Origin of the sequence: Pseudomonas sp. BF-R-19, from assembly GCF_019956445.1 — a bacterium.
GTDB lineage: Bacteria > Pseudomonadota > Gammaproteobacteria > Pseudomonadales > Pseudomonadaceae > Aquipseudomonas > Aquipseudomonas fluorescens_BH.
In genome coordinates, this window is record NZ_JAHBDN010000048.1 from 256,000 (window position 1) to 275,018 (window position 19,019).

The following is a 19,019-nucleotide window of genomic DNA, read 5'->3' on the forward strand; positions in this document are numbered from 1 at the left end:
GGGCTGCTTCGAAAGCGCGGCTGCGCTGTCGCGTACCTGTGTGTCCAAACCTGCGATGACGAACGGCAAAAGATCGACGCTTGACAAGATTTGGGCGTAAACGTATGTTTCAAACAACTGTTTGATCGCAACAACAAATCCATGCGGTCGTTCATTCCCGGTTACATCAGCAGAGGTTTATCGCTATGCCTGACTACAAGGCCCCCTTGCGTGATATTCGCTTCGTTCGTGACGAGCTGCTCGGCTACGAAGCGCACTATCAGAGCCTTCCGGCTTGTGCCGACGCAACTCCGGACATGGTTGACGCCATTCTCGAGGAAGGCGCCAAGTTTTGTGAGCAGGTACTGGCTCCGCTGAACCGCGTGGGCGACATCGAGGGTTGCACCTGGAGCGAGTCCGGCGTCAAGACCCCGACTGGCTTCAAGGAAGCCTACAAGCAATTCGTCGAAGGTGGCTGGCCAAGCCTTGCTCACGACGTAGAACACGGCGGCCAAGGCCTGCCGGAGTCCCTGGGTCTGGCCATCAGCGAAATGGTTGGCGAGTCCAACTGGTCGTGGGGCATGTACCCAGGCCTGTCGCACGGTGCGATGAACACCATCTCCGAGCACGGCACCCCTGAGCAGCAAGAGGCTTACCTGACCAAGCTGGTTTCCGGCGAGTGGACCGGCACCATGTGCCTGACCGAACCGCACTGCGGCACCGACCTTGGCATGCTGCGCACCAAGGCCGAGCCTCAGGCCGACGGTTCCTACAAAGTCTCCGGCACCAAGATCTTCATCTCGGCCGGTGAACACGACATGGCCGACAACATCGTCCACATCGTACTGGCCCGCCTGCCTGATGCACCGGCTGGCACCAAAGGCATCTCCCTGTTCATCGTGCCGAAGTTCATGCCGAACGCCGATGGTTCGGTTGGCGCGCGTAACGCCGTGTCCTGCGGTTCCCTGGAACACAAGATGGGCATCCACGGCAACGCCACCTGCGTGATGAACTTCGACGGCGCTACCGGTTTCCTGATCGGCCCGGCGAACAAAGGCCTGAACTGCATGTTCACCTTCATGAACACCGCACGTCTGGGTACCGCGCTGCAAGGCCTGGCCCACGCTGAAGTCGGTTTCCAGGGCGGCCTGAAATACGCTCGCGACCGTCTGCAAATGCGCTCGCTGACTGGCCCGAAAGCGCCGGACAAAGCCGCTGACCCGATCATCGTGCACCCTGACGTACGCCGCATGCTGTTGACCATGAAGGCATTCGCCGAAGGCAACCGTGCGATGGTTTACTTCACCGCCAAGCAAGTCGACATCGTCAAGTACGGTGTGGATGAAGAAGAGAAGAAGAAAGCCGATGCATTGCTGGCTTTCATGACGCCAATCGCCAAAGCCTTCATGACTGAAGTCGGTTTTGAATCGGCCAACCATGGCGTGCAGATCTACGGCGGTCACGGCTTCATCGCCGAGTGGGGCATGGAGCAGAACGTCCGCGACAGCCGCATCTCGATGCTGTACGAAGGCACCACCGGTATCCAGGCACTCGACCTGCTGGGCCGTAAAGTGCTGATGACCCAAGGCGAGGCTCTGAAAGGCTTCACCAAGATCGTCCACAAATTCTGCCAGACCAACGAAGGCAACGAAGCGGTTCAAGAGTTCGTCGCTCCGCTGGCTGCACTGAACAAGGAATGGGGCGAGCTGACCATGAAGGTCGGTATGGCCGCCATGAAAGATCGCGAAGAAGTTGGCGCGGCCTCCGTGGACTACCTGATGTACTCCGGTTACGCCTGCCTGGCCTACTTCTGGGCTGACATGGCGCGCCTGGCTGCCGAGAAACTGGCTGCCGGCACTTCCGAAGAGGCGTTCTACACCGCCAAGCTGCAGACTGCGCGTTTCTACTTCCAGCGCATCCTGCCGCGTACCCGCACTCACGTCGCAACCATGCTGTCGGGCGCCAACAACCTGATGGACATGAAAGAAGAGAACTTCGACCTGGGCTACTAAGCCATAACGAAGCACTTGAAAAAGCCGCTGCTCCTTCGGGAACAGCGGCTTTTTTTGCTTTAAGGTTGCCGGTGGAAAAATGTTTGTAACGCCCTTGGAAAAATACCTCAGTAATTCACTCAGCAACTCGGACTTTCTGCCGTTACAGTAGTTGGCACATTGCCATCTATTGAACTGACGGGTCGGAGCTTTACCCTTGCTGCGTTCTTCCGCTGTGCGTTTCAGCCATTTCCTGCCGTCATTAGTGCTGTTGCTGGCGGGGCTTGCGGCTGCATACATCAAGGATCTGAACGTCTTCTTCACGTCGCTGTTCAACGTGCTGCCCACCCTGGTGTTGTTGCTCGGTGGCGCCTATTGCGCGGTGTACCGACGCCAGCGTGAACTGTTTCTGATGGTCACGGTGTACATCGCCTACTTTCTGCTCGACACCCAGACCGACTATTACCGCGACAACGGCAAGGTGCGTGACGATGCCGCCGTGGTCTTTCATTTGTGTTGCCTGCTGCTGCCGCTGCTGTTTGGCGTGTTCGCGGCGTGGCGGGAGCGCACCCATCTGTTCCAGGACATGGTGGCGCGATTTGCGGTCTTGCTCGCGGTCGGCAGCGTGGCGCTGGGGCTTGAGCAAAGTTATCCACATGCGCTGCTGATCTGGCTGTCGGAGATTCGCTGGCCTGCCTTGCATGGCGCCTGGATGAGCCTGATCCAGTTGTCCTATCCGGTGTTCATTGCGGCGTTCCTGCTGCTGGCCTGGCAATACTGGCGCAACCCGCGACCGCTGCATGCCGCGCAATGGGTGGGGCTGCTCGGGTTGTTCTGGATGTTGCCGAAAACCTTCATCCTGCCATTCACGCTGAACATCATGTGCAGTCAGGTGATGCTGATGATCGCCGCCGCCGTTGCCCACGAAGCCTATCAAATGGCCTTCCGCGACGAACTGACCGGACTGCCGGGTCGTCGTGCGCTGAATGAACGCATGCAACGGTTGGGGCGCAACTACGTGTTGGCCATGAGCGACGTCGACCACTTCAAGAAATTCAACGATACCCATGGCCACGACGTCGGCGACCAGGTACTGCGGCTGGTGGCCAGCAAACTGTCGAAAATCGGCGGTGGCGGTAAGGCGTATCGCTATGGCGGCGAGGAATTTGCCCTGGTGTTTGCAGGCAAGACCCTCGAAGAGTGCATGCCGCATCTGGAAGTCATCCGCGAGTCCATCGCCACTTACAACATTCAATTGCGAAACCAGGAAAACCGCCCGCAGGACGATCATCAGGGGCGCCAGCGGCGTGCCGGCTCCGGTGCGTCGAGTGTGTCGGTGACAGTCAGTATCGGCGTTGCCGAACGGATCGATCAACGCACCCCTGAAGAGGTGCTCAAGTCCGCTGACCAGGCGCTCTATAGCGCCAAGGGTGCCGGGCGCAACTGCGTGATGGCGTTCGGGCAGAACCGCCGTGGCGCCGTGCGCATGGACGCTGCCATGGTTGAGTGATGATGGCGCATTCAGCGAGCGCAAAGTGATTGTGAGGCGTGGTCGACAGCAGTAGGTTGGAGAAATCTGCCGACGGAGAATGACCATGCCCGAGTACAAAGCTCCCTTGCGCGACATGCGCTTTCTGATCGACCACGTCTTCGACTTTCACCGCAACTACGCCGCGCTGGGGGCCACCGATGCCAGCGCGGACATGGTCAATGCGATCCTCGAAGAAGGGGCGAAGTTCTGCGAAAACGTGCTGTCGCCGCTCAACCGCAGTGGCGATGAAGAGGGCTGCCATTTCGACAATGGCGTGGTCACCACGCCCGCGGGCTTCAAGCAGGCATTCGCCCAATATGTCGAAGGCGGCTGGCATGGCCTGGCGGCGGATCCGCTTTACGGCGGTCAAGGGTTGCCGATCTCCCTGGGCCTGGTGATCAGCGAGATGGTGGGCTCCAGCAACACCTCATGGGGCATGTACCCCGGCCTGACCCACGGTGCGATGTCGGCGATCCACGCCCATGGCACCGAGGCGCAGAAGCAGACCTATTTGAACAAGCTCACCGCTGGCCAATGGACCGGCACCATGTGCCTGACCGAAGCCCATTGCGGCACGGACCTGGGCATCATCAAGACTCGAGCCGTGCCTGCGGCTGATGGCAGTTACGCGATCTCCGGCAGCAAGATCTTCATCTCCGCCGGCGAGCACGACATGAGCGCCAACATCATTCACCTGGTGCTGGCCAAATTGCCGGACGCACCGGCCGGGACCAAGGGCATTTCGCTGTTCATCGTGCCCAAGTTCCTGCCCGATGCGACGGGCGAAGCGGGCGAGCGCAACGGCGTGTCCTGCGGCTCGATCGAACACAAAATGGGCATCAAGGCCTCGGCCACCTGCGTGCTGAACTTCGACGAGGCCAAGGGCTTCCTGATCGGCGAGCCGAACAAGGGCCTCAACTGCATGTTCACCATGATGAACCACGCGCGGCTGGGCACTGGCATGCAAGGGCTGTGTCTGGGGGAGGCGAGCTTCCAGGGCGCGATCAAATACGCCAACGACCGTTTGCAGATGCGCTCGTTGACCGGCCCGAAAGCACCGGAAAAGGCCGCCGACCCGATCATCGTGCACCCTGATGTGCGGCGGATGTTATTGACCATGAAAGCCTTCAACGAAGGCAACCGCGCGCTGACCTACTTCACCGCGCAACTACTGGACGTGGCGCACCTGAGCCCGGATGAAACGGCGCGTCAGGATGCCGAAGACTTGCTGGCGTTCCTCACGCCGATCTGCAAAGGCTTCATGACCGATACCGGGCTGGAGGTGACCAACCATGGCATGCAGGTGTTTGGCGGCCACGGCTTCATTCGCGAATGGGGTATGGAGCAACTGGTACGCGACTGTCGGATCGCGCCGATCTATGAGGGCACCAACGGCATTCAGGCACTGGACTTACTCGGGCGCAAGGTACTCGGCAGCCAGGGCAAGCTGCTGCGCGGCTTCACCAAAATCGTCCACAGGTTCTGCGCGGCGAACGCCGGGCATCCACAGCTGGCCGGGTATGTGGCGCAGCTCAATCAACTGAACCAGCAGTGGGGTGAGTTGACTACCAAGGTCGGTATGGCGGCGATGAAAAACCCGGACGAAGTCGGTGCCGCATCGGTGGATTACCTGATGTACAGCGGTTACATCATCCTTGGCTACCTGTGGTTGCGCATGGCGCTGGTGGCTCAGGCGCAACTCGATGCTGGAAGCGATGATGGCGATTTCTGCCGGGGCAAACTGGCGACCAATGAGTTTTACTTCAAGCGTCTGCTGCCACGCACTGCCGCTCATCGGGCAGCCATAGAGGCGGGTAGCGATTGCCTGATGCAACTGCCAGCGGAGTTGTTTGCGCTTTAGTCATGTAAATCCGTTACAAAGAAGCTCGCCTTGCGCGGGCTTTTTGTTGATGACTAAAAATAACAAAACGGTCACGAGTTGACCCTATGTGTCGCAAAAGTTGTTGAGGTACACTCCGACCCAACGAAAACACTCTTCCTGTGAATCACCTGTATAGATCTTGCGAGGTTTGCCATGGCTGACTACAAAGCGCCCCTGCGCGATATGCGCTTCGTCCTCAATGAAGTTTTCGAGGTCGCCAAACTCTGGGCCGAACTGCCTGCACTGGCTGAAACCGTGGATGCAGAAACGGTCGAAGCCATCCTGGAAGAAGCCGGCAAAGTCACCAGCAAAAGCATCGCACCGCTGAGCCGTGCTGCTGATGAAGAAGGTTGCCATTGGGCGGACGGTGCCGTCACCACGCCGGCAGGTTTCCCACAGGCCTATCAGACCTACGCTGAAGGCGGCTGGGTCGGTGTCGGTGGCGATCCGTCCTACGGCGGCATGGGCATGCCCAAAGCCGTTTCGGCCCAGGTCGAAGAAATGGTCAACTCCGCCAGCCTGTCGTTCGGCCTGTACCCGATGCTGACCGCCGGCGCTTGTCTGTCGATCAACGCCCACGCCAGCGAAGAGCTGAAAGCCGCGTACCTGCCGAACATGTACGCCGGCATCTGGGCCGGTTCCATGTGCCTGACCGAGCCACACGCTGGTACTGACCTTGGGATCATCCGTACCAAGGCCGAGCCTCAGGCCGACGGTTCCTACAAGGTCAGCGGCACCAAGATCTTCATCACCGGTGGCGAACACGACCTGACCGAAAACATCATCCACCTGGTGCTGGCCAAGCTGCCGGATGCACCGGCGGGTCCGAAAGGCATTTCGCTGTTCCTGGTGCCGAAGTTCATGGTCAATGCCGATGGCAGCCTGGGCGCGCGCAACCCGGCCAACTGCGGCTCGATCGAACACAAGATGGGCATCCAGGCGTCGGCGACCTGCGTGATGAACTTCGATGAAGCCGTGGGTTACCTGGTCGGCGAGCCGAACAAAGGCCTGGCGGCCATGTTCACCATGATGAACTACGAGCGACTCGGTGTCGGTATCCAGGGCCTGGCCACTGGCGAACGCTCGTACCAGAACGCCGTGGAATACGCCCGTGACCGTCTGCAAAGCCGTTCGCCAACCGGCGCGCAGAACAAGGACAAAGTGGCTGACCCGATCATCGTCCACCCGGATGTGCGTCGCATGCTGCTGACCATGAAAGCCTCGAACGAAGGTGGCCGTGCATTCTCCACCTACGTGGCGATGCAATTGGACACCGCCAAGTTCAGCGAAGATGCAACCACCCGCAAGCGTGCGGAAGACCTGGTGGCGTTGCTGACCCCGGTGGCCAAGGCGTTCCTGACCGACCTCGGCCTGGAAACCACCGTACACGGCCAACAGATTTTCGGCGGCCACGGTTACATCCGTGAGTGGGGCCAGGAGCAACTGGTGCGTGATGTGCGCATCACGCAGATCTACGAAGGCACCAACGGCATTCAGGCGCTGGACCTGGTCGGGCGCAAGATCGTGGGTAGCGGCGGGGCGTTCTACAATCTGTTCGCCGACGAGATTCGTCACTTCACGGCGACCGCCAGCGCGGACCTTGCCGAATTCACCAAGCCGTTGAACGACGCGGTGACCACCCTCGATGAACTGACCGCATGGCTGCTTGACCGTGCGAAGACCAATCCGAACGAAATCGGCGCGGCGTCGGTCGAGTATCTACAGGTGTTCGGCTACGTGGCGTACGCCTACATGTGGGCCCTGATGGCCAAGGCGGCTTTCGGCAAGGAAGCGCAAGACGATTTCTACGCCAGCAAACTGGGCACGGCGCGGTTCTATTTCGCCCGCCTGCTGCCGCGCATCCACTCGTTGAGCGCGTCGGTGAAGGCCGGTAGCGAATCGTTGTTCCTGCTGGATGCAGGACAATTCTGATGAAGTAACGTTATGTAAGCATTCTCTTACATAACGTGCTGCTGTTCTCCCATAGATGCAAATTGGATCCACAGCTAATCTACTTCTCATGGACGTAGCGCAGGAAGCGCAAAGCAACAACAGGGACACGTAGGATTCTGCCAGGACGGTGGAGTGAAATGGATGTCAGGGAAACAGTCTGCAAAGCCCCGCTTCGGCGGGGTTTTCTTTTGCCTGAAGAAAAGTTTTCAGCTTGCCCCATCCAGCGCCTGCGCGCTGTTCAAGTGCCCATCCGGGCCGTTTATCACCTCTTCCAGCAATGTCCGCAGCAATGCCAGCGAGGCCTGCTGCCGTTGCACATCCCGGCACACCAAACCGACTTTCAGCGGCACTCGGGGTTCGCTCAGGGGCTTCCACAGCAATTCGTGGTTGCCATGGGTCTTTTGCGAGCGTCCGGGCAGCACCGTCGCCAGGCGCGTGTGCGGCAGGCTGTCGAGGATGCCGGCCATGTTGTTCAATTCGGCTTGCACCTGTGGGCGACGTCCGAGGCTTGTCAGCTGTGCCTGCCAGATCTGCCTTATCTGAAATTCCTCGCCCAGCAGCAACATCGGCAGTTCGGCGGCCTGACTCATGGACACTTTCTTGAATTCACGCAGCGGATGTTCTGCCGGGATGACCAGGGTCAGTTCATCTTCGTACAGCATCACGCCATGCAAGCCAGGCTGGCGGGGCGGCAGATAGCCGATGCCGATATCCAGAGAACCGTTGAGCAGTCGCCGCTCGATTTCCAGCCCGGTCAGTTCATAGATTTGCACCACCAGATGCGGCTGCGCCTTACGTACCCGTTCGAGCATCTGCGGAACGAGGCTGGTATGCACCGTCTGCAAAACACCGATGGCCAGGGTGCGCAGCGCCTGACCCTTGAAGTTGCCGAGCGCTTCCCGTGCCCGTTGCAGGCCATCGAGCAAAGGCAGGGCGTGGTTGTACAGCGTATGGGCCGCGAGGGTCGGCAACAGGCGTTTGCTGCTGCGCTCGAACAGGCTCACATCGAGGTTTTGTTCGAGGTGACGGATTTGCTGGGACAGCGCCGGCTGGGAGATGGACAGGCGCTCGGCGGCCCGGCCGACGTGACCTTCTTCATAAACCGCGACGAAATAACGCAGTTGCTTGAAATCCATAAGTGTTACTTATCGAAAATACTGGGAAATCGAAATGGCTGAACGCCTCGCCTGAGCCTAGTCTAACCGCATTCACAGGGCTTACAGGGTCACAGAGCGCGATGAATACCCTTTGCTTCGATGGTATTTACATAGGCAAGGCAAAAAACCTCAAAAGGGTTTTTTTCAAATGAATCTGTTCAGTCTACGCCGCAGTCCTCCCAGTCTTGACGATCTGGTCATGGACGCTTCCCGGCCATCCCAAGGCGTTAACCTTTCCAGCGAGTACTTGATGCCCAGTGTCGAGCGGCCGAAACAGGTGTTTGTGCGTGGCCAGGGTTCATGGTTGTGGGACAGCGATGACCGTGCGTACCTGGATTTTTCCCAGGGTGGCGGGGCCAACAGCCTTGGTCATAGTCCTTCGGTACTGGTCAACGCAATCACTGCCCAGGCTCAGTCGCTGATCAATCCGGGCTTCGGCCTGCATAACCGCGGCATGCTCAGCCTCGCCGAACATCTGTGTGCCAGCACCGGCAGTGATCAGGCCTACCTGCTCAATACCGGCAGCGAAGCCTGTGAGGCAGCGATCAAACTGGCGCGCAAATGGGGTCAACAGCATCGCGGCGGTGCATCGCGAATCATTGTGGCCAACAACGGATGCCATGGCCGCAGCCTGGCGACGATTTCGGCGTCGGACAGTTCGACATTGGCCAACCGATTCGAGCCGCAATTGCCAGGCTTCAGTCGTGTTCCTTTCAATGATCTGCCAGCGTTGCATGCGGCCGTGGATGAACGGACCTTAGCGATCATGCTCGAGCCGATCCAGAGCGAAGCCGGAGTGATCCCGGCCACCGCGCACTACCTCAAGGGCGTCGAACGCTTGTGCCGTGAACTCGGCATTTTGCTGATCCTTGACGAAGTGCAAACCGGCATCGGCCGTTGTGGCACCTTGCTCGCGGAACAGTCCTGCGGCGTCACGGCGGATATCGTCGTGCTCGGCAAAGGGCTGGGCGGCGGTGTGCCATTGGCCGCGCTGCTGGCGCGGGGCAAGGCTTGCTGTTTCGACATTGGCGAGGTGACAGGCACTCATCACGGTAATGCGTTGATGACCGCGGCGGGACTCTCGGTGCTCGATACGGTGCAGGACAAGGCTTTCCTCAAGCACGTCGCAGAAGCAGGTCAACACCTGCGTGAAGGGTTGGAGCGTCTGGCCCATCGTTACGATCACGGTGAGTTGCGCGGTCAAGGGCTACTTTGGGGGCTGACGCTATCGGACGATTCCGCCGACTCGGTGGTCAAGGCCGCTCTGTACGAAGGTTTGCTGCTCAATGCCCCGCAACCCGACTGCCTGCGCTTTACCCCTGCGCTGAATGTCAGCAACGCCAACATCGATGAAATGCTCCTGCGCCTGGCGCGCGCTTTCTCCCGAGTACGCACCGCGCAATTGCAGTGCCGCAAAGGGATTGCCGTCTGATCAGACGCGCCCTGCACGCATTCCAGAACCGTCTCGCGGTAATACGCACGCCCCACGCCCGACACTTTTGGCGTGGGGCGTTTTTTTGTGGCCGGTTTTTTCCAAAGGCAATTTCGGCTTGAGCGGTTAGCACATCAATGGCTTTCTAGCGTGCATCGGCAGGGAGTGCCGGTGCCAGCGAAACGGTATTGCTGTCGCGTTGGTTTTGATTTCTGTACCACTGGGTGGTATGTTTTGTGGAAGGGATGCCGATGTCACCAAGGCTGTTCAAGACAAAGCGCTTCGCAATGCAGGCCGCCAAGGCCTGGATCGGTGATGACGAGCTCCGGGAGGCATTCACCGAAATGCTCAATGGTCAGGCTGACAATTTGGGCGGCGGGGTCTGGAAGAAGCGTTTGAATGCCAACCGCCATCGCTCGATTATCCTGGCCAAGGGCGGTGCTCACTGGGTCTATCAGTTCCTGTACGCAAAGAAAGATCAGAGCAATATCAGTCCCAGGCATTTGCTCGACTTGCGAGAGTTGGCCAAGACATATGGTGGACTGACCGAAATGGAAATTCAGCGTTTGCTGGATGCAAAGGAGTTTGTGGAGATACCAAATGAGTAAAAAATTCAAAAGCGAGCTATCGGAGTCGATCCACGAATCTGCCAGTGCCTTGTACGCCATTGGTGCAATCAGCAAGGCGACCATGCGTGAGTTCGATGAGTCTTGTCTTGCAAGGGTGCCGGATGCGATTCCCGCGCAGGAGATCAAGGCATTGCGCGAGCGCAACAATGTCAGTCAACCGGTGTTTGCGCGCTACCTGAACACCAGTGCTTCCACGGTCAAGCAATGGGAAGCAGGGGATAAGCACCCCAGTGGCATGGCGCTGAAGTTGCTGAGTATCGTGCGCAAACACGGTCTGGAGATACTGGCCTGAGGAATCGGGCTGAACCCTGACAAACGGCACAGGTCGATTAACTGTAGGGCTCGAACGAGTCCACCCCAATCAGGAGCTGTCCCATGGACTTTATTCGCATCATCATCGCCATCCTGTTGCCGCCACTGGGTGTGTTTCTGCAAGTAGGATTCGGCGGGGCGTTCTGGCTGAATATTCTGCTGACGTTGTGCGGTTACATTCCGGGGATCGTGCATGCGGTGTACATCATCGCCAAGCGCTGAGTTGAGCGTCGGCGGGTCGGCCGCTTTCGCGAGCAGGCTCGCTCCCACAGGATTTGTGCACGCCACAGAACCTGTGGGAGCGGCGGTGCGGCGATCCGACTTGCCCGCGAAGGCGGCGCCACCGTTTCGGCAATGAACGCAGGCTTCAGTCCACTGAATCCATCACCCGCCGATAAAACAACCACTCCTGCTCCAGCGCATGGGCCTGATTGCCGGCCTTGCGAAAACCATGACGTTCATCGGCGTAGTAATGCGCTTCGACCAGGATGCCGTTGTCTTGCAGCGCCGTGACCATGTCGCGGGTCTGCTGCGGGACGACCACGGCATCCAGTTCTCCTTGAAAGAAGATCATCGGCACGCGGATGTTGCCGGCATGCAGCAGCGGTGTGCGTGCGGCGTAGCGTTCGGCATCCAGTTGCGGATCACCGATCAGCCAATCCAGATAGTCGCTTTCGAATTTGTGGGTCGCGCGCCCCAGCGCCACCGGGTCGCTGACCCCATACAGGCTGGCGCCGGCACGGAACACGTTGTGAAAGGCCAAGGCGCAAAGGGTGGTGTAGCCGCCGGCGCTGCCGCCGCGAATGAACGCCTGGTCGCCGTCGATCAAGCCGCGGTCGCTGAGGTAACTGACCACGGCGCAGGCGTCTTGCACATCCACGTCGCCCCAACTCAGGTGCAGTGCCTGGCGATAGGCCCGGCCATAACCGCTGCTGCCGCGATAGTTGAGGTCGGCCACGGCGAAGCCCCGCTGTGCCCAGTACTGGATACGCGGATCGAGCATCGGGTAGCACGCCGAGGTCGGGCCACCATGGATGAACACCACCAATGGCGGTTTCGCCGCGCCGGTCATCGCCGGGTAGAAGAAGCCGTGTGCTTCGCCTGAGCCACTTGGGTAGCGCAAGGTTTGCGGGCGGCTGATCTGTTCGGGGGGAAGCGGCGTGATTCCGCCAGCCAGCACTTGCACTTGCACTTGCCGGCTCAGGCGGTCGATGGCGATGACGGCGGTTGAACTGACGGGCGACGCGGCGATGCAATAGATGTACTGCTCATCCACTGCGAGATGTCGGAAGCGGCTGTAGTCGCCGGTGAAGTCGGCGCTGGAATTGCCGCCTATGCCCAATCGGCCAAATCCGCCTTCGGTCCAACTGGCCAGATAACTGTCGTCGCTCAGCGGCAACCAGGTGCTGCCGCCGAGTTGCCAGGGCGCGGGACCATGGTCGGCGCTGGCACTTGGCAAAGGGCTCAAGCCTTGTTCAGATTCTTTCCATGGCTGCCAGTAACCCGCGCGATCCGTCAGGCAATACAAGCGCCCGTCGGCATCAAACCGCGGTTGCTGCACAGATTCTTGAACGCCGTCGCCCGCCACACAACGAGCCTTGGCAAAGCCGCCGTTGGCGAGGCGTTCGGCAACCATCAAACGGGTCGCTGTCCATGGCTGATCCGGGCGACTCCACTCGATCCAGGCCAGACGCCGGGCATCAGGGCTCAGCGTCGGTGCCGCGTAGAAATCGGCACCCTCGGCCAGCAGGTGACGTGCGCCATTGAGCAGATCGATTGCCACCAGTCGGTGTTGATTGCGATGCTCCTCGACCGCCAGCACTTGCCCGTTGGCGAACTGTAAATCGCCATAACGGCACGCACCGGACGTCAGCCTTTCGGGCGCTTCGCCTTGCAGTGATTGTCGATACAACTGCTGGTCGGCCTCGTTGACGAAAACGATGCCGTCATCCGTCAGACAAAACGCGCCGCCACCATATTCGTACACCCGACTGCGCACGCTGAACCCCGGTGGCGTCAGGCATTTCGCTGCACCGTCGCGCCAATGCCAGATCCGGCATGCGGCGTCTTCGGGGCGGTACTCGTTCCAGAACAGGCCCTGCCGACCGACCTGCAGTTCGGCAAAGTCGATACCGGCGGCCACGGCTTTGGCAGCGCTGAAAGGTTCAGCTTTTGGCGATGAGGCGTGAGTTTCGTTCATTGCGAAAGGCCAGTTGGTCGATGGTCTGGGTGGCGTGTTCGGCTTCTTCGCGGGCCTTGAGGATCACGCCGTGTTGTGGCGACTTGCTGCACACCGGGTCGGCGTTGCTGGCATCGCCGGTGAGCATGAACGCCTGGCAGCGGCAGCCGCCGAAGTCCTTTTCTTTCTCGTCACAGGAACGGCATGGCTCGGGCATCCAGTCATAACCGCGAAAGCGGTTGAAGCCAAACGAGTCATACCAGATGTGCTGCATGCTGTGGTCGCGCACGTTGGGAAACTGCACCGGCATCTGTCGGGCACCGTGACAGGGCAGGGCGGTTCCGTCTGGCGTGACCGTCAGAAAAATACTGCCCCAGCCGTTCATGCAGGCTTTCGGGCGTTCTTCGTAATAATCCGGGGTGACGAAAATCAGCTTGCACGGATGCCCTTCGGCTTCCAGTTTGGCGCGGTATTCGTTGGTGATGCGTTCGGCGCGCACCAGTTGCTCTTTGGTTGGCAAAAGCCCAACGCGATTGAGTTGCGCCCAGCCGTAGAACTGGCACGTGGCGAGCTCGACGAAGTCCGCTTCCAGGGCGATGCACAGCTCGATGATGCGGTCGATCTGGTCGATATTGTGCCGATGGGTGACGAAGTTCAGCACCATCGGATAACCGTGGGCCTTCACCGCCCGGGCCATTTCCAGTTTCTGCGCGAAGGCCTTTTTCGAACCGGCCAGCAGATTGTTCACCTGCTCGTCGCTGGCCTGGAAACTGATCTGGATGTGATCGAGCCCGGCCTTCTTGAAGTCGCTGATTTTCTGCTCGGTGAGGCCGATGCCGGAGGTGATCAGGTTGGTGTAGAAACCCAGTTTTCGGGCTTCGGCAATCAGCTCGGCGAGGTCCTGACGCACCAGCGGTTCGCCACCGGAAAAGCCCAGTTGCGCGGCACCCATTTCCCGCGCTTCGCGAAACACCTTGAGCCACTGCTCGGTGCTCAGCTCTTTGCCTTGCTCGGCGAAATCCAGCGGATTGGAGCAGTACGGGCATTGCAGCGGGCAGCGATAGGTCAGCTCGGCCAGCAGCCACAGCGGCAGGCCGATTTCGGGTTTGGGCGGTACTTGCACCGATGAATCAGGCAAGTTCGATCCAGTGCTGCGCACGGGCAACCTCCATGAACTGCTCGATGTCATCACCGAGCTCGGGCACGCCGGGGAACTGTTGATCAAGCTCGGCGATGATGGCTGCTACGTCTCGCTCACCGTCAATCAAGCCGCCAATCAACGCGGCGCTTTCGTTGAGCTTGATCATGCCTTCCGGGTACAGCAGCACATGGCCTTTTTGCGCCGGTTCGTACTGGAAACGGTAGCCAGGACGCCAGGTCGGGGTCTTGCTGCGATCGAAACTCATAAGGTGATTCCTTTGTGCCAGACCCGTTCCCCGGTCACGCTGTGATACGGCGGGCGTTTCAGTTCGTAGGCCATGCTCATGGCATCGAGCATGCTCCAAAGAATGTCCAGTTTGAACTGGAGAATTTCCAGCATGCGCTCCTGGCCTTCACGGGTGGTGTAGTGCTGCAGCGTGATCGCCAGGCCATGCTCGACATCACGCCGTGCCTGGCCCAGGCGCGTGCGGAAATATTCGTAGCCGGCCGGGTCGATCCACGGGTAATGCTGGGGCCAACTGTCCAGGCGCGATTGGTGGATCTGCGGGGCGAACAGTTCGGTCAGCGAGCTGCTCGCGGCTTCCTGCCAATTGGCGCGGCGGGCAAAGTTGACATAGGCGTCCACGGCGAAACGCACGCCCGGCAGCACCAGCTCCTGGGAACGCAGCTGGTCCGGGTCGAGGCCCACGGCCTGGCCAAGGCGCAGCCAGGCTTCGATGCCGCCGTCTTCACCGGGCGCACCGTCGTGGTCGAGCAGGCGCTGAATCCATTCGCGGCGGATCTCGCGGTCAGGGCAGTTGGCGAGGATCGCCGCGTCCTTCAGGGGGATGTTCACCTGATAGTAGAAACGGTTGGCGACCCAGCCCTGGATCTGCTCGCGGGTGGCCCGGCCTTCGTACATCGCCACGTGGTAGGGGTGATGGATGTGGTAATAGGCGCCCTTTGCGCGCAGGGCGGCTTCGAATTCGGCGGGGGACATTGGGGTGTCGGTCATTGCGGTTCTCCGGGTAGGACCGGTGGATTCTTTGGTGCCTGAGCTGGCCTCTTCGCGAGCAGGCTCGCTCCCACAGGGAAAAGCGGTCAACTGTGGGAGCGAGCCTGCTCGCGATAGACCGCGCAGCGGTCTCGGCTACTTACAACACAATACTCATGCCGTCATACGCCACTTCAACCTCGCGCCGATCCAGCTCCGCGCGCTCGGGCGAATCCTCATCAAGAATCGGGTTGGTGTTGTTGATGTGGATAAGCACTTTGCGTTGCTTGGGCAGTTGTTCAAGTACTTCGAGCATGCCGCCGGGGCCGTTTTGTGCCAGGTGGCCCATCTCCCGACCGGTGCGGGTACCCACGCCACGACGCTGCATTTCATTGTCATCCCACAGCGTGCCGTCGACCAACAGGCAATCGCTGCCGGCCATGATTTCCAGAAGCGCTGCATCGACCTTGCCCAGACCCGGTGCGTAGAACAGTTTGCCGCCAGTGTTGAGGTCTTCGACGATCAGGCCGATGTTGTCGCCCGGATGCGGGTCGAAGCGATGCGGTGAGTAGGGCGGTGCAGCACTGCGCAAAGGCAGCGGGGTGAAGCGCAGGTTCGGGCAGGCCGGTACGCTGAAGCTCTGGTCGAGCTCGATGCGATTCCAGGTCAGCCCGCCATTCCAGTGGTTGAGCATGGTGAACAGCGGAAAACCGCTGCTCAGGTCTTCGTGGACCATGTCGGTGCACCAGACCTGATGCGGGCACCCTTCGCGCAGCATAAGCAGGCCGGTGGTGTGGTCGATCTGGCTGTCCATCAGGATGATCGCGCCGATCCCGGTATCGCGCAGGGCGCGGCCCGGTTGCATCGGGGCGAAGCTCTGGAGTTGGGCGCGAATGTCCGGGGAGGTGTTGCACAGCACCCAGTTCACGCCGTCATCGGAAATCGCGATGGACGATTGCGTCCGCGCCTTGGCCCGCAGGCTGCCGTTGCGAAAGCCCGCGCAGTTCACACAGTTGCAGTTCCACTGGGGGAAGCCACCGCCGGCAGCGGAACCTAGAATCTGGACAAACATGGACGCTCCATCATTTCAACGCTGAAAATAAAACGCCTCGGATAACCGAGGCGTTGTGCTGCATCTCTGTCAAAGCTGAGATTAGCGGCTTGCGAAGTACATGGTGACTTCAAAGCCAATACGCAGGTCGGTGTAGGCAGGTTTGGTCCAGGCCATAAATTGAACTCCTTCAGGTAAGGTGGGACAGCGCTATCTATAGGTATAGTCCACCTCAAGTCAGAGATGTTCCAGATAGTTAGGTTGCTATGTTACTCAAAATTTCAAAGAAATTGCCCGTGAAACTTTGAGAAAGCTCCTTGCAGCCCCGGTAATGATCATTTTGCCGCTTGCCATGGCGCGCTTGGTGCAGCGCTGGTGGCCAGGCACAGCCAGCCGCCTTCGGCCTGATTCAGGCGTTGGGCCGCATCCAGCAGAGCGGTCCGGTCAATGAGCACAATGGCCTCGGGTAATTGCGTCAGATATTCCGACGAACGGCCGGCCAACTTGCCCTGCCAGAGCAATTCGGCCGCTTGAGCCGTGGTGAGCGCAGTGTTGCAAAACTGATCCGCCAGGGCCTGGCGTTGAGCGTTGAAGGTGGTGTCGTCGAGCGCGTGGATCAGCTCCGGCAATCGATTCAGGAATTGCTCGATGTGTTGCAGCAACTCCACCGGCGCAATGCTTGGCGATTGCACACCGAACAGCAGCCCGGTTTGCCCGTGAATCTGCCGCAGGGCGCTGAACACCGCATAGCCGAGTTGCAGCTCCACCCGCAGGCGTTGGTAGAACGGTGTCTGGCAGACATGCGCGAGCAAACGCCACGCGGCTTCGTCGGCCATTTCCTGGGTGGCTGTCGGACAGAACAGCAGCAAGGCGTGCTCGCTGGAGGCGGTATCGACAGTGCGCCACAGATGCTGTGCAAGGATCGAAGAGGCCGGCGTCAGTTGATTGTCCGGCGTGCCGGGTATGCGGCTCAAGGCCAGGCCCATGGCCGCTTGAGTCTGAGCCGATAACCCGATGGCCAGTCCATCCCAGCGCGCACTCGACCATAGTTGCTGCACGTCGTCCGAGTTCGCTGTATGCCCGAGGCAGTGATCGGGCAATGCCTTGAGCAGTTGTCGAATCGGTATCAACGCAACGTTTGTCGATTCGGCTTGTAAGACAGTGGCATCAGGTTTTGTCAGTTTTTTCAGTACATGCTCCAGGACGCTGGGCATTGGCTCCTGTAGCCCGTTCAGTTTGAGCAGCCATTCGTTGCCCGACGCACTGAAGGAAAAATCCACACCGGCCTGACGCGCGTCTTCGCGTAACGATTGAAGGTGGTTTTCCAGCCGTGATTGAAGGTGGCTGTCGGGAGTCGAGTCCAGATGCCAGCGCAGATAAATCGAACCTTCAGCACCGTTGTCCGGCCATGCCTGGCTGAATTGCATCGGCGAACGTTCACGACGGTTGCGCGAGCGGTCCTGGGCAAAAGTGCGCAGGCCGCGGTGGGCGCTGGTCTGGCCACGAATCAATCCGGCGTTGGCTGCCGCTGCTTCGCAGCGCAGGAACGGGTTGGGTGCCGGCAATTGCCATGGGCCGCTGAAGTTATCCACAGCGCCGATTTGTTGGAGGACTTGCTTGAGGGCTGTTACACCCGGCTCGGATAACCCGACTTCGCGTTGTTCGCTGTCCAGTCGAGCCAGTTGCAAGGCACTGCTGATTTGCTGCTGGCGCTGGAGCAGGGTGGCGTACTCTTCGCGCAATCGGTCCCAGTCTTGCTCGGCAAAGAAACCGAGCCAGTCCAGCAGGCGTTCGCGGATGCCTGTTGCCGAGTCTGCGGCGGGCTGGGTGAATTCGATATGCAGCAAGGCTTGCCCGGCGAACTGGTACAGCGGCTGGGCTTTCAGGTGATCGGCCAGCCCGCGCTCACGCAGGTCCGCCAACAAGCCGCCGGGTTTTGCCAGGTTCAGCCAGTGGCACAGGAATGCCAACGCTTCGGCAGAGTTGTCAGGCAGTGTTTCGAGGGCAAACAGCAGGTCCAGACGTCGTTCGTCAGCCTGTTGATAACTTTTATCCGGCGCATCCATCAGCGGTATCGGCGCTTGTTGCGTGACTGTTTCGCCTTTGGCAATGACACTGCCAAAGGCTTCGGCTATCGCCTTCAATACATCGAGGCTCTGCGGCCCGGCCAGGCTCAAGGTCATTTGCCCAGTCTGGTAAAACCGCTGATAAAAATCCCGCAACGCCTGTTGAAACTCGGGTTGTTGCAGCGGCAGACTGTCGCGATTGCCGGCATGAAAACCCCGCAATGGATGAGCCTCGCCAAGCCCGCTGAACAACGCAAACTGCTGCTGCGCTGCGGCATCCTGCGACCAGGCGACAAACTCCGCCTGCAGTACTTCCCGTTCCCGCTGCTGGTCGTCCGGATTCATACGTGGATGAGCGAGCATGTCCGAAAAACGCTCCAGCCCACCGGCAAACGCCTGGGGCGGCAGTTCGAAAAAGTAGTCCGTGGTGCGTTCGCTGGTTCGCGCGTTTACCTGCCCGCCATGACTCTGGACGTAGGCCATCAACCCTTGCCCAGCGGGAAAACGCTCGGTGCCGAGAAACAGCAGATGCTCAAGAAAGTGCGCAAGGCCAGGCCACGCCAGCGGCACGTCATGGCTGCCCGCGGCGACCCGTAACGCTGCTGCGCAACGCTTCAAATTCGGTACATGACGCAGCGTCACCCGCAAGCCGTTGGCCAGGGTTTCAGTGTGGGGGCGAAGGGGATTCAGCGCGGGCATGGGCACTTCCAGAACAGTGAAGTG

Annotated in this window: 16 protein-coding genes; 8 read left to right on the forward strand and 8 right to left on the reverse strand. The window is 59.8% G+C overall.

Features of this window, described 5'->3' with window-relative positions:
* Window positions 1-185 precede the first annotated feature (185 nt).
* The 4 genes from KGB28_RS12900 to KGB28_RS12915 all read left to right on the forward strand — a co-directional run bounded on the left by KGB28_RS12900 (window position 186) and on the right by KGB28_RS12915 (window position 7,315).
* A complete protein-coding gene (locus KGB28_RS12900; protein WP_008051571.1) occupies window positions 186-1,991 on the forward strand; it encodes a phenylacyl-CoA dehydrogenase in 1,806 nt (601 codons plus the stop codon).
* A 196-nt stretch (window positions 1,992-2,187) separates the two neighbouring features.
* Complete coding sequence (locus KGB28_RS12905) at window positions 2,188-3,480, forward strand: GGDEF domain-containing protein (RefSeq protein ID WP_223445583.1); 1,293 nt, start codon at window positions 2,188-2,190, stop codon at window positions 3,478-3,480.
* 85 nt (window positions 3,481-3,565) lie between these two features.
* A complete protein-coding gene (locus KGB28_RS12910; RefSeq protein ID WP_223445585.1) occupies window positions 3,566-5,362 on the forward strand; it encodes an acyl-CoA dehydrogenase C-terminal domain-containing protein in 1,797 nt (598 codons plus the stop codon).
* A gap of 174 nt (window positions 5,363-5,536) precedes the next feature.
* The gene (locus tag KGB28_RS12915) at window positions 5,537-7,315 is read left to right on the forward strand and encodes an acyl-CoA dehydrogenase C-terminal domain-containing protein (protein WP_223445587.1); all 1,779 of its coding nucleotides are present in this window, start codon (window positions 5,537-5,539) and stop codon (window positions 7,313-7,315) included.
* 227 nt (window positions 7,316-7,542) lie between these two features.
* Here KGB28_RS12915 and KGB28_RS12920 read toward each other — a convergent pair whose 3' ends face one another.
* Window positions 7,543-8,472 carry a LysR family transcriptional regulator gene (locus tag KGB28_RS12920; RefSeq protein WP_223445589.1) on the reverse strand — a complete coding sequence of 310 codons (930 nt, stop codon included), beginning with the start codon at window positions 8,470-8,472 and terminating at the stop codon, window positions 7,543-7,545.
* A 169-nt stretch (window positions 8,473-8,641) separates the two neighbouring features.
* Between KGB28_RS12920 and KGB28_RS12925 the strand changes: the two genes are divergently transcribed.
* From KGB28_RS12925 to KGB28_RS12940, 4 genes are all read left to right on the forward strand, one after another.
* Window positions 8,642-9,925 carry an aspartate aminotransferase family protein gene (locus KGB28_RS12925; RefSeq protein ID WP_223445591.1) on the forward strand — a complete coding sequence of 428 codons (1,284 nt, stop codon included), beginning with the start codon at window positions 8,642-8,644 and terminating at the stop codon, window positions 9,923-9,925.
* Window positions 9,926-10,176: 251 nt separating this feature from the next.
* On the forward strand, window positions 10,177-10,533 hold the full coding sequence (locus tag KGB28_RS12930; protein WP_095944832.1) for a type II toxin-antitoxin system RelE/ParE family toxin: 357 nt from the start codon (window positions 10,177-10,179) through the stop codon (window positions 10,531-10,533).
* Window positions 10,526-10,846 carry a helix-turn-helix domain-containing protein gene (locus KGB28_RS12935; protein WP_046039442.1) on the forward strand — a complete coding sequence of 107 codons (321 nt, stop codon included), beginning with the start codon at window positions 10,526-10,528 and terminating at the stop codon, window positions 10,844-10,846. Before KGB28_RS12930 ends, KGB28_RS12935 begins: the two co-directional genes overlap by 8 nt.
* 83 nt (window positions 10,847-10,929) lie before the next feature.
* On the forward strand, window positions 10,930-11,088 hold the full coding sequence (locus KGB28_RS12940) for a YqaE/Pmp3 family membrane protein (RefSeq protein WP_003228885.1): 159 nt from the start codon (window positions 10,930-10,932) through the stop codon (window positions 11,086-11,088).
* A gap of 145 nt (window positions 11,089-11,233) precedes the next feature.
* Here KGB28_RS12940 and KGB28_RS12945 read toward each other — a convergent pair whose 3' ends face one another.
* From KGB28_RS12945 to pqqF, 7 genes are all read right to left on the reverse strand, one after another.
* Window positions 11,234-13,066, reverse strand: coding sequence for a S9 family peptidase (locus KGB28_RS12945; protein WP_223445593.1), 1,833 nt, complete (start codon window positions 13,064-13,066; stop codon window positions 11,234-11,236).
* Window positions 13,032-14,204 carry a pyrroloquinoline quinone biosynthesis protein PqqE gene (gene pqqE, locus KGB28_RS12950; RefSeq protein ID WP_223445607.1) on the reverse strand — a complete coding sequence of 391 codons (1,173 nt, stop codon included), beginning with the start codon at window positions 14,202-14,204 and terminating at the stop codon, window positions 13,032-13,034. Before pqqE ends, KGB28_RS12945 begins: the two co-directional genes overlap by 35 nt.
* The gene (gene pqqD, locus KGB28_RS12955; protein WP_008051583.1) at window positions 14,176-14,451 is read right to left on the reverse strand and encodes a pyrroloquinoline quinone biosynthesis peptide chaperone PqqD; all 276 of its coding nucleotides are present in this window, start codon (window positions 14,449-14,451) and stop codon (window positions 14,176-14,178) included. Before pqqD ends, pqqE begins: the two co-directional genes overlap by 29 nt.
* Window positions 14,448-15,200: a pyrroloquinoline-quinone synthase PqqC gene (pqqC, locus tag KGB28_RS12960; protein ID WP_223445609.1), complete on the reverse strand. Its 753-nt coding sequence runs from the start codon at window positions 15,198-15,200 to the stop codon at window positions 14,448-14,450. The genes pqqD and pqqC overlap by 4 nt, the downstream gene beginning before the upstream one ends.
* A 139-nt stretch (window positions 15,201-15,339) precedes the next feature.
* Complete coding sequence (gene pqqB, locus KGB28_RS12965) at window positions 15,340-16,251, reverse strand: pyrroloquinoline quinone biosynthesis protein PqqB (protein ID WP_223445611.1); 912 nt, start codon at window positions 16,249-16,251, stop codon at window positions 15,340-15,342.
* An 81-nt stretch (window positions 16,252-16,332) separates the two neighbouring features.
* Window positions 16,333-16,407 (reverse strand): pyrroloquinoline quinone precursor peptide PqqA, encoded by a 75-nt coding sequence (pqqA, locus tag KGB28_RS12970; protein ID WP_003444522.1) that lies wholly within the window; start codon window positions 16,405-16,407, stop codon window positions 16,333-16,335.
* Between the two features lie 158 nt (window positions 16,408-16,565).
* A complete protein-coding gene (gene pqqF, locus KGB28_RS12975; RefSeq protein WP_223445612.1) occupies window positions 16,566-18,995 on the reverse strand; it encodes a pyrroloquinoline quinone biosynthesis protein PqqF in 2,430 nt (809 codons plus the stop codon).
* Between the last annotated feature and the right edge of the window lie 24 nt (window positions 18,996-19,019).

Excerpts from the sequence above, each read along its gene's own strand:
- KGB28_RS12900 (WP_008051571.1), top strand. The coding sequence starts at position 186 with ATGCCTGACTACAAGGCCCCCTTGCGTGATATTCGCTTCGTTCGTGAC.
- KGB28_RS12910 (WP_223445585.1), top strand. The coding sequence starts at position 3,566 with ATGCCCGAGTACAAAGCTCCCTTGCGCGACATGCGCTTTCTGATCGAC.
- KGB28_RS12915 (WP_223445587.1), top strand. The coding sequence starts at position 5,537 with ATGGCTGACTACAAAGCGCCCCTGCGCGATATGCGCTTCGTCCTCAAT.
- KGB28_RS12920 (WP_223445589.1), bottom strand. The coding sequence starts at position 8,472 with ATGGATTTCAAGCAACTGCGTTATTTCGTCGCGGTTTATGAAGAAGGT.
- KGB28_RS12925 (WP_223445591.1), top strand. The coding sequence starts at position 8,642 with ATGAATCTGTTCAGTCTACGCCGCAGTCCTCCCAGTCTTGACGATCTG.
- KGB28_RS12930 (WP_095944832.1), top strand. The coding sequence starts at position 10,177 with ATGTCACCAAGGCTGTTCAAGACAAAGCGCTTCGCAATGCAGGCCGCC.
- KGB28_RS12935 (WP_046039442.1), top strand. The coding sequence starts at position 10,526 with ATGAGTAAAAAATTCAAAAGCGAGCTATCGGAGTCGATCCACGAATCT.
- KGB28_RS12940 (WP_003228885.1), top strand. The coding sequence starts at position 10,930 with ATGGACTTTATTCGCATCATCATCGCCATCCTGTTGCCGCCACTGGGT.
- KGB28_RS12945 (WP_223445593.1), bottom strand. The coding sequence starts at position 13,066 with ATGAACGAAACTCACGCCTCATCGCCAAAAGCTGAACCTTTCAGCGCT.
- pqqD (WP_008051583.1), bottom strand. The coding sequence starts at position 14,451 with ATGAGTTTCGATCGCAGCAAGACCCCGACCTGGCGTCCTGGCTACCGT.
- pqqC (WP_223445609.1), bottom strand. The coding sequence starts at position 15,200 with ATGACCGACACCCCAATGTCCCCCGCCGAATTCGAAGCCGCCCTGCGC.
- pqqB (WP_223445611.1), bottom strand. The coding sequence starts at position 16,251 with ATGTTTGTCCAGATTCTAGGTTCCGCTGCCGGCGGTGGCTTCCCCCAG.
- pqqF (WP_223445612.1), bottom strand. The coding sequence starts at position 18,995 with ATGCCCGCGCTGAATCCCCTTCGCCCCCACACTGAAACCCTGGCCAAC.